9 protein-coding genes are annotated in these 8769 nt (G+C 74.6%); 2 read left to right on the top strand and 7 right to left on the bottom strand.

The window, feature by feature from the left end; all coding sequences use genetic code 11:
* Window positions 1-128: 128 nt before the first annotated feature.
* The 6 genes from ACK586_RS24960 to ACK586_RS24935 all read right to left on the bottom strand — a co-directional run bounded on the left by ACK586_RS24960 (window position 129) and on the right by ACK586_RS24935 (window position 5527).
* The gene (locus tag ACK586_RS24960; protein WP_409333233.1) at window positions 129-326 is read right to left on the bottom strand and encodes a ferredoxin; all 198 of its coding nucleotides are present in this window, start codon (window positions 324-326) and stop codon (window positions 129-131) included.
* Window positions 327-352: 26 nt separating this feature from the next.
* Complete coding sequence (locus tag ACK586_RS24955) at window positions 353-1657, bottom strand: NADH-ubiquinone oxidoreductase-F iron-sulfur binding region domain-containing protein (RefSeq protein WP_409333232.1); 1305 nt, start codon at window positions 1655-1657, stop codon at window positions 353-355.
* A 61-nt stretch (window positions 1658-1718) separates the two neighbouring features.
* Window positions 1719-2114, bottom strand: a complete 396-nt coding sequence (locus ACK586_RS24950) for a Rieske (2Fe-2S) protein (protein WP_409333231.1) — start codon at window positions 2112-2114, stop codon at window positions 1719-1721.
* Window positions 2114-3265, bottom strand: coding sequence for an amidohydrolase family protein (locus ACK586_RS24945; RefSeq protein ID WP_409333230.1), 1152 nt, complete (start codon window positions 3263-3265; stop codon window positions 2114-2116). Before ACK586_RS24945 ends, ACK586_RS24950 begins: the two co-directional genes overlap by 1 nt.
* 43 nt (window positions 3266-3308) lie before the next feature.
* On the bottom strand, window positions 3309-4439 hold the full coding sequence (locus tag ACK586_RS24940; RefSeq protein WP_409333229.1) for an amidohydrolase family protein: 1131 nt from the start codon (window positions 4437-4439) through the stop codon (window positions 3309-3311).
* A gap of 158 nt (window positions 4440-4597) precedes the next feature.
* The gene (locus ACK586_RS24935) at window positions 4598-5527 is read right to left on the bottom strand and encodes an alpha/beta fold hydrolase (protein ID WP_409333228.1); all 930 of its coding nucleotides are present in this window, start codon (window positions 5525-5527) and stop codon (window positions 4598-4600) included.
* Window positions 5528-5624: 97 nt separating this feature from the next.
* Between ACK586_RS24935 and ACK586_RS24930 the strand changes: the two genes are divergently transcribed.
* Window positions 5625-6890, top strand: a complete 1266-nt coding sequence (locus ACK586_RS24930; RefSeq protein WP_409333227.1) for a TetR/AcrR family transcriptional regulator — start codon at window positions 5625-5627, stop codon at window positions 6888-6890.
* Here ACK586_RS24930 and ACK586_RS24925 read toward each other — a convergent pair.
* On the bottom strand, window positions 6867-7361 hold the full coding sequence (locus tag ACK586_RS24925) for a hypothetical protein (RefSeq protein ID WP_409333226.1): 495 nt from the start codon (window positions 7359-7361) through the stop codon (window positions 6867-6869). The genes ACK586_RS24930 and ACK586_RS24925 overlap by 24 nt on opposite strands.
* Window positions 7362-7457: 96 nt before the next feature.
* On the opposite strand from ACK586_RS24925, the gene ACK586_RS24920 reads away from it, so the two are divergent.
* Window positions 7458-8669, top strand: coding sequence for an Nramp family divalent metal transporter (locus ACK586_RS24920; RefSeq protein WP_409333225.1), 1212 nt, complete (start codon window positions 7458-7460; stop codon window positions 8667-8669).
* The last annotated feature ends 100 nt before the right edge of the window (window positions 8670-8769 follow it).

Raw genomic sequence — 8769 nt, 5'->3', positions numbered from 1 at the left:
CGACCCCCACCAGCGCTACGCCAGGATGGACGCCGCCTGAACCCAACCGCGACACATGTCATGAGCCCACACCACGACACATGTCCGGGGACACGACATCGGCGTGACGCCGACGGATCTCCTCCGCGTCAGGTGTGGAGCTCGGTGATGGCGTGCACGGGGCAGTCCAGCAGCGCCCGCCGCACGTCGTCCTCCCGGTCCGGCGCCACCGTGCCGGCGCCGACGAGCGAGACGTAGCCCCACTCGTCGAGGTCGAAGACGTCGGGCGCGTAGCGGGCGCAGAAGCCGAATCCGTCGCACCTGGTCCGGTCGAGCTTGATCTTCAAGGCGGTCCTCCTCGGCGGGCGGCGGCTCAGGCCGGCGCCGGCACGGCGACGGCGAACGGCGCCCGACCCGGCGGTCGCCCCTCCGCGGGCGCGCAGGTGGGGCAGGTGTCGTCGAGGTGGCCGCGGACGGCGTCGGGGAACTCGCGGAGGACGGCGGCGGCGACGTTGGTGGCGCCGTCGAGCGTGCCGCAGGCGCCGCGGCCGCGCAGGCGCACCGACCAGTCGGTGAGCCGCTGCACGTCGGCCTCCTCGGCGCGGGAGTCGCGCAGCGCCTCGAGGACCGCGCTCATCGCCGGGATCCCGTTGAAGCAGGAGCCGCACTGCCCGGCGTTCTCCCGGGCGAAGTAGGCCATGACCGCGGCGGAGACCTCGACCGGGCAGGCGCCGGCGGTCAGCAGCGCCACGGCGCCGCAGCCGAGGCCGCTGTGCAGCGCCTTGAGCGCGTCGTACTCCAGCGGCACGTCGAGCGCGTGCCGGCCGAGCACGCCCGAGAAGTAGCCGCCCATCAGGACACCCTCGACCGCGGCCGGGTCCTCGCCGAGCCAGCGCAGGACCTCGCCCAGCGTCACGCCGAACGGCACCTCGTAGAGCCCGGTCGAGGCGCAGCCGGACAGGGTGAGCAGGAACGTGCCCGGCGAGGCGACGGTGCCCAGCGAGCGGTAGCCGGTCGAGCCCAGGCGCTGCACCAGCGGCAGGTTCGCGAGCGTCTCCACGTTGCTGACCAGCGTCGGCCGGCCCTTGACGCCCTCCTCGAACGGCCGCGGGGGCTTGTCGGTGGGCAGGGCGGGCCCGCCGCCGATCGCCTGGACGACGGCGGTCTCCTCGCCGGCGACGTAGGTCGGCTCGACGACGGTGAGGGCGGCCGCGACGTCCCAGCAGCCGGCGCCGCGCACCTCGTCCAGCGCCTGCGCCACGGACTCGGCGGCGTCGGCATCGGAGACGTAGACGTGCACCTCGTCCGCGCCCGCCATCAGCGAGGCCAGCCGCAGGCCGTCGAGCACCAGGTGCGGCCGGGAGCGCAGCAGCCAGCGGTCCTTGACCGACGCCGGCTCCCCCTCCTCGCCGTTGGCGACGGCGACCGGCACGCCGCGGCCGCCGCGGACGGTGCGGATCTTGGTGGCGAGGGGGAACGCGGCACCGCCGCGACCGCGGATCCCGGCCTCGTCCACCTCGTCGAGCAGCCGCTCGAGGTCCTCGACGGGCGCGTAGCCGCCGGCCGCACGATAGGCGGCGAGGTCCTCGCGCCCGCCGGTCCCGGGGATCAGCCGGCCCGCCACGCCCGGGTACACCCCGAGGGCAGCGGTCACCGGCGCGTCTGTCGCCAGGCTCATGGTGCGCAGGACCTCCGGGATCGGGCGGTGCCGGTCGGGCGGTGCCGTCGGGCGGTGCCGGTCAGGCGGTGACGATGACGTCGGAGCCCTGCACCCGGACCGGGTAGGTGCGGATGCTCCACTCCGGCTTGACCGCGGTCGTGCCGGTCGCGAGCTCGAACCCCCACTGGTGCCACGGGCAGTAGACGAACTCCCCGGCCCGGGACTCGGCCGCGCCGCCCGGACGCTCCGGGTCGACGACGGTCACGCCGTGCGTGCGCCCGGAGCAGAGCGGGCCGCCCTCGTGCGGGCAGTAGTTGGCGATCGCGTAGAAGCGGCCGGCGACGTTGTAGACGCCCACGCCCCACCGGCCGATGGGGACGACCTTGTGCTGACCGGGCGGGATCTCCTCGACGGTCGCCACCACGTGCTCGCGGCCGCGGGCGAGCGGGGCACGGACGCTCGCGCGCTCCCGCACTACGGGAGCCGCTTCTGCCCCGGCAGCGCCGGCACGGTCTCGGGGAGGTCGGGGAACACCTGCAGCGCGTTCTGGTACATGATCTTGTCGCGCATGTGCAGCGGCAGGTGCTTGGCCACCCACTGCGGGTCGTCGAACGTCCAGTGCGGGTAGTCCGACGAGAACAGCAGGAGCTTGTCGGCCTCCATCCACTCCAGCGAGCGGGTGAACTCCAGCTTGTCCTCCGGCATGTCCAGCGGCTGCGTCGTGCACCAGATGTGGTCCTTGACGTACTCCGAGGGCTTGCGCTTGAGGCCGTTCTCCGGGCCGCGCTTGGCGTACACGGCGTCCATCCGCCACATCAGCGGCAGCAGCCAGTTGAAGGCGTGCTCGATGAAGACGATCTGCAGCGTCGGGAACCGGTCGAAGACACCGTCGAAGACCAGGCTCATGACCTGGTTCGCCGCCAGCATCGAGTAGCTGACCATCAGGTCGTGGTTGTAGGTCATGAAGCCGACCGGCGACATCGGCAGCTCGTTGTGCTGACCGCGGCCGAGGTGGCAGGCCACCGGCAGCCCGTTGCGGGTCGCGGCCTCCCACACCGGGTCGTACCGCGGGTCGCCCCAGGCCGGGCGCAGCTCGGCGCCGATCAGCACCTGGGACATGTACGGGTGGCCGGCCCAGTGCTCGATCTCGCGGGCGGCGGCCTCGGGGTGCTCCATCGCGGCGACGATCGAGCCGCGGAAGCGCTGGTGCCAGTTGTGCTCGCCGTCCAGCCAGCAGGCGTCCTGCCAGGCGTTGGTCGCCTGGGTGACCGCGTGGTGCTCCTCCTCGGTCTGGCCGCCGCCGTTGAGCGGGCCGAGGATGAGCAGGTCGCAGCCGGCCTCCATGATCACCTGGCGGAACATCAGGTCGGGGTCGGACCCGGCGAAGTTGCCGTCGGCCGGGAACGAGTCGGTGCGCATGGCGAAGGAGTGCGCGAAGTCCGGCGCGTCGTAGTAGACCGGGCTGCCCGCGCCGGTGGACCGGTTCTCGAACAGGCTCCGGAACCTCGCCGGCAGGAACGGCGTCAGCTCCCCGCGCTTGGGCGTGGGGTGGATGTCGCTGTCGACGACCCGCACCTGCGTCGTCTCGGTGGAGAGCGTCTTCGGGCGCTGCATCTCGATGGTCATGCCGGGTTCCTCTCGTCGCTGCCGGACGGGTCGGGGGAGCGCCTCAGGCGGACGCGGGGACGGGGGCGGTCACCGGGGCCGGGTCGGTCACGGGGATGCCGTAGAGCCGGGCGGCGTTGCGCCACAGGACCTTGTCCCGCTGCTCGGGGGTCCAGGCGCGCGGGAGCTCGTCGGGGGAGACCATCGCCCAGTCCGGGTAGCTCGACCCGAACAGCAGGTGGTCCTCCTTGCCGGTCATGCGCAGCCACTCGTCGGCGAAGTCGGCGTCGGCACCGGGCCCGTCGAGGGATCCGTGCACGAAGAACACGTGGTCGGCCAGGTAGGCACTGGGGATCCTCGGCGCCCACGGCGTCTGCTCGAGGTGCGGGCGGCCGAAGGAGTCCATCCGCCAGATGAACGGCGTGAGCATGTCGGCCGCGCCGTCGGCCCAGACGATCCGCAGCTCCGGGAACTCCTCGAACACGCCCTCGGCGATCATGTTCAGCAGGTGCCAGACGAACGTCATCGGCTGGTAGGCGGTCAGGTGCGAGAACGTCCGCGTGATGCCCGACGGGGTCGGCGGGTGGGTGATGCCGACGCCCATCTCGATGTGGATCGCGACCGGGAGGCCGGCCTCGACCGCGGCGCGCCACAGCGGCCGGAAGTGCGGCCGGCCGTAGGGGTGCTGGGTCTGCATCGGCAGGCCGATCTGCACGACGCGCGGGTGGTCCTTCCACCGGCCGATCTCGCGGACGGCTCCGTCGACGTCGTTGGGGTTCACCCGGATCGTGCCGCGGAAGCGGTCGGCGTACGTGCCCGAGTCGAGCCAGCGCTCGACGAGCATGCGGTTGTAGCCGGCGAAGATCGCGGTGGCCAGGTGCCAGTCGGGCAGGATCCCCGCGTTCGACATCGGGTGGAGGACGGCGTAGTCGACGCCGCCCTGGTCGAACAGGCGCCGGCCCACCAGCTCGGGGTCCGAGCCCGGGTGCCCCTTGACCCGGGAGATCGGCTGCCCGAACGCCCGCGTCTCGATCTCGGTGTCGGCCTGGGTGCCCGGCGCGTAGCGGACGCCGTCCGGCGGGGCGAACCACGCCACGTCGACGTCGGGGTAGCCGCGGCTCCTGAACGGCTCGTGCAGGTACCCGCGCAGGTCGGCGTCGTTGGCGAAGAACACGTGCACGCTCGCGTCGATCACCGGCTGACCCTCGGAACCCAACGCGTGCCCTCCCGCCGCCTCCCGGCCGTCGGCCGGACCAAATGATTGCTCCGGCCACCGTAATGGGCGGCGCCCCCACCCACAAGGGTGGCGGCCGGTCGCGTGCCCGGGAACGGTGCCCCGGGCACGCGCCGGCGTCAGCCCGTCGGGCGGCCGTTCCAGTCGGTGGTCGTCGGCTCGCCGGCCTCCTTGCCGTCGACGAAGTCGACGAGGAGCGGGGCGGCCAGCACCCAGGAGTCGAAGATGTTCCCAGTGCCGGCCTCGCGCGCCGCCCCGCCCTGCTCCCACGCGTCCTCGGGCCACGGCGGCTCGACCAGCCGGGAGCCCCGGATCAGGGTGTGCACCCGGAAGGACGTCGTCGGCGGGTGGTCGTGGTCGTCGATCCCGGGCCGGATGATCAGCGTGGGCACGCGGATCTCGCCGAACTCCCAGTCGGCGACGCCGGGGATGGCCTCGTTCGGCTTGGGGATGAAGGCGTCGAGCCAGCGGTACATCACGCGCTCGAACTCCTCGGCCCCCAGCTCCCGCAGCCGGTCGGCGTTGCGCGGGTTGGCCGCCACCAGGTCGCCCCATCCTCCGGCGGCGCCGCCGAGCTGCAGGACCCCCTCGATGCCCTTCGCCCGGACCGTGCGCAGCTCGTTGAGGATGTAGACGCCCGCCAGCGACATGGTGCTGAAGTTGCCGCCGACGATGTTCCACAGCGCCAGCCGGGTGACCTTCTCCGGGTACATCAGCGTGAAGACGATCGAGTCGCGCGCGCCGCCGGACCCGCCGAACTTCACGACCTGCTCGATCCCCAGGCCGTCGAGGAGGCCACCGAGGGTCTCCGCCCGCATGTGCGACTCGGACCGCCCGAAGAGCTGGACGTCGGACCTCCCGCAGTTCGGCCGGTCCCAGAGCAGGACGCGCTTGCCGCCGGCGGCGATGCCCTCGGCCATCTCGCGGACGCCGGGGAAGTCCTTGCCGAACCGCCCACCGGGCGTGAGGACGACGACCTCGCCGTCCTCCGGCCCCACGAACTCGTGGACGACGACGCCGCCGTTGACCACCGTCTCGGTCTCAGCCACCTGCATCTCTCCTTCTCCGTCGGTCGTGCGGGCAATCCGGGAGCGCCCCGCGCACCGGCGCCGCTCGGCCGGGACGCGGGCGGCCATACTCGACGCCATGACGGGCGCGCGCGGGGTCGCCGGCCGCACTCCCCCGGGCGACAGCGCGCGGGCGCAGGTCGTGCGGGAGACCGCCGCCCGGCTGTTCGAGGCGGCCGGGTACGCGGGCACGACCATGAACGACATCGCCGACGCGGTGGGCGTGCTGCCGGGCAGCCTCTACCACCACGTCGCGTCCAAGGAGCAGATCGCCGCCGAGCTGCTGACCGCCTTCGGCGAGGCGCTGGCCGGGGTGGCCGCCGCGGCGGTGGCCGACCCGCCCGCACCCGGCGCGGCGGCCGAGCAGCGGGTCCGGCAGCTGACCGCCGACGTCATGGCGCTGAGCTCGGCGCACGGCGCCGCCGTCCGGCTCCGGGCCTTCGAGCCGCCGACGGTGGCCACCCCCCGGCTGCGCGAGGCGATGCGGCTGCCGACCGCGGCGCTCGACCGGGCCTGGCGGGAGGCCGTCGACGGGCTGCGGCCGGCGCGCGAGGGCGGCGCCGACCCGGCCCTGCTCCGCTTCGCCCTGCAGCACGTGACGCTCGACGCGCCGGGCAGCTACCCCGGCGACCGGGACCCGCGGGCGCTGGCCGCCGGCCTGTGCGACGTCCTGCTCGGCGGCGTGGCCGGCGCCTGCCCGCCCGACGCCGAGCTCGACGTCTCGGCGGCCGCCCGGGCGGCGAGCGAGGCGGTGGCCCGCTGGCCGGCCGAGGGGGCGCCCGGCGGCCCGCGCGACCGCGACACCGTGGTGGCCGCGGCGCGCACCGAGTTCGCCCGCCGCGGCTACGACGCGACGACGGTCCGCGACATCGCGACGGCCGCCGGCGTCCGGATGGGGACGCTCTACCGGCGGGTGGAGTCCAAGGAGGCGCTGCTGCGCGAGGTCCTGGGCAGCTACTCGGGACACCTCGGGGACGCCTTCGGCGCGGTGCTCGCGGCCGGGTCGCCGCCGGTGGAGACGCTGGACGGGCTGGGCCGGGTGTTCGTGCACGCCAGCCGCCGGTTCGAGGCCGAGTCCTGCACGCTGCGCTACGGCTGGAGCGGCCGGGAGGCCACCACCAGCCCGTTCCACGACCACTACCTGCAGACCCAGGGCCGGCTGCGGGCCCTGGAGGACCTGCTGCGGCGCGGCGCGGACGACGGCGTGCTGCGGGCGGTGCCGGACCTCGCTCTGCACATCCGCTCCGTCCTGTGGCTGCCGTTCCACCAGCACGCGCGGACCGGGACGGCACGCGCGCAGGCCTTCCTGCGAGCCGCGCTGCTACGGGGCGCGCTCCGGGGCTGAGACCGCGTCCGCCGGGTCGCCGACGACGATGCGGACCTCGCAGTTGAGCGCCGCCTCCAGCGCGGTGTGCAGCCGACCCTCGGGCACCCGCCGGGCCTGCTCCCGGTCCAGGACGACGCGCACGACCTCCTCGCCCGCCTCCTCCCAGCGCTCGACCGGCGCCTGCACCCCGAAGCCCGCGAGCACGCCGCGGGCGTCGTCGTCGGTGCCGCGGCTGATGAAGGTGACGACGCCGGGTGCGGCCGGCAGGCCGAAGGCCCGCGAGCACAGGCCGACGTAGTCGTCGCGGTCGGCCAGCTGGGACTCGTCGAGGATCAGCTCCACCTCGCGGCGGCGCTCCGGCAGGTGCCCCGGCGGGCTGGCCACCACCTCGAGCGCCGCGTCGCGCAGGGCCAGCAGGCCCGCCTCGTACGCGTCCGGCCCGAGGTCGCCGTCCGCGTCGATGACCACCCGCATGACGGCCGTCCGCACGGGCGCAAGCTACCCCAGCGGACCGTGCGGCGGAACGAACAGTTGCTCCGCCATGGCATGCTGCGCCCGGTCGGCGGCCCGAGCGGAGGAGGATCCGTGCTGCAGCGATCGCGCCGCCTGGCGCTGCTCGGCCCGGCCTTCATCGCCGCGGTGGCCTACGTCGACCCCGGCAACGTGGCCACCAACGTGACCGCCGGCGCGCGCTACGGCTACACGCTGGTCTGGGTCGTGGTGCTGGCCAACGGGATGGCCGTGCTCGTGCAGTACCTGTCGGCCAAGCTCGGCCTGGTGACGGGCCGCTCGCTGCCCGAGCAGCTCGGCGACCGCCTGCCGACACCCGCCCGGCTGGGGTACTGGGCGCAGGCCGAGGCCATCGCGATGGCGACCGACATGGCCGAGGTGGTCGGCGGGGCGCTCGCGCTGGCGATCCTGTTCGACGTCCCGCTGGTGCTGGGGGCGGTGCTGACGGCCGCGGTCTCGTTGCTGGTCCTGCGCGTCGGCGACGCCCGGGGACAGCGGGCGCTGGAGCGCGTCATCATGGGGTTCCTCGCCCTGATCGCCGTCGGGTTCATGGCCGGACTCCTCGTGGACCCACCGGACGGCGGCGACCTCGCCGGCGGCCTGGTGCCCGCCTTCGCCGGCGCCGACAGCGTGCTGCTGGCCTCGGGGATCATCGGCGCGACGGTCATGCCGCACGTCATCTACCTGCACTCCAGCCTGACGACGACGCGGCTGGGTGCGCGCGGCGAGGGACTCGGCGTGGGCCGGCTGCTCTCGGCCACCCGCGGGGACGTCGCCGCGGCGCTGGTGCTGGCCGGCGTGCTCAACCTGTCGCTGCTGGTGGTGGCGGCGTCGAGCCTCCAGGGGTTGCCGGGCACCGACACGCTGCAGGGCGTCCACGCCCTGATGTCCTCGGAGCTCGGGACCGGCGTGGCGCTGCTGTTCGCCGTCGCGCTGCTCGGCTCGGGCCTGGCCTCGACCTCGGTGGGCAGCGCGGCCGGGGCCGAGATCATGCGCGGGCTGCTGCACCGGCGGATCCCGCTGCTGCTGCGGCGGGTGCTCACCGTCGTCCCCGCCGTGGTGGTGCTGGCCCTGGGCGCCGACCCGAGCGAGGCACTGGTGATCTCCCAGGTCGTGCTGTCGCTGGGCATCCCGTTCGCGCTGGTGCCGCTGGTCGTGCTGACCGCGCGGCGCGACGTCATGGGCCGGCACGTCAACCGGCGCGGCACCACGGTTGCGGCGTCGGCGGTCGCCGCCGCCGTCATCACGCTCAACCTGGCCCTGCTGTCCCTGACCTTCCTCGTCTGACCGGAGTGGGGGGGGGGGGGGGGGGGGGGGGGGGGGGGGGGGGGGGGGGGGGGGGGGGGGGGGGGGGGGGGGGGGGGGGGGGGGGGGGGGGGGGGGGGGG

Origin of the sequence: Trujillonella humicola (assembly GCF_046233715.1) — a bacterium.
Classification (GTDB): domain Bacteria; phylum Actinomycetota; class Actinomycetes; order Mycobacteriales; family Geodermatophilaceae; genus Trujillonella; species Trujillonella humicola.
This window is presented reverse-complemented; position numbering and strand designations above follow the sequence as displayed.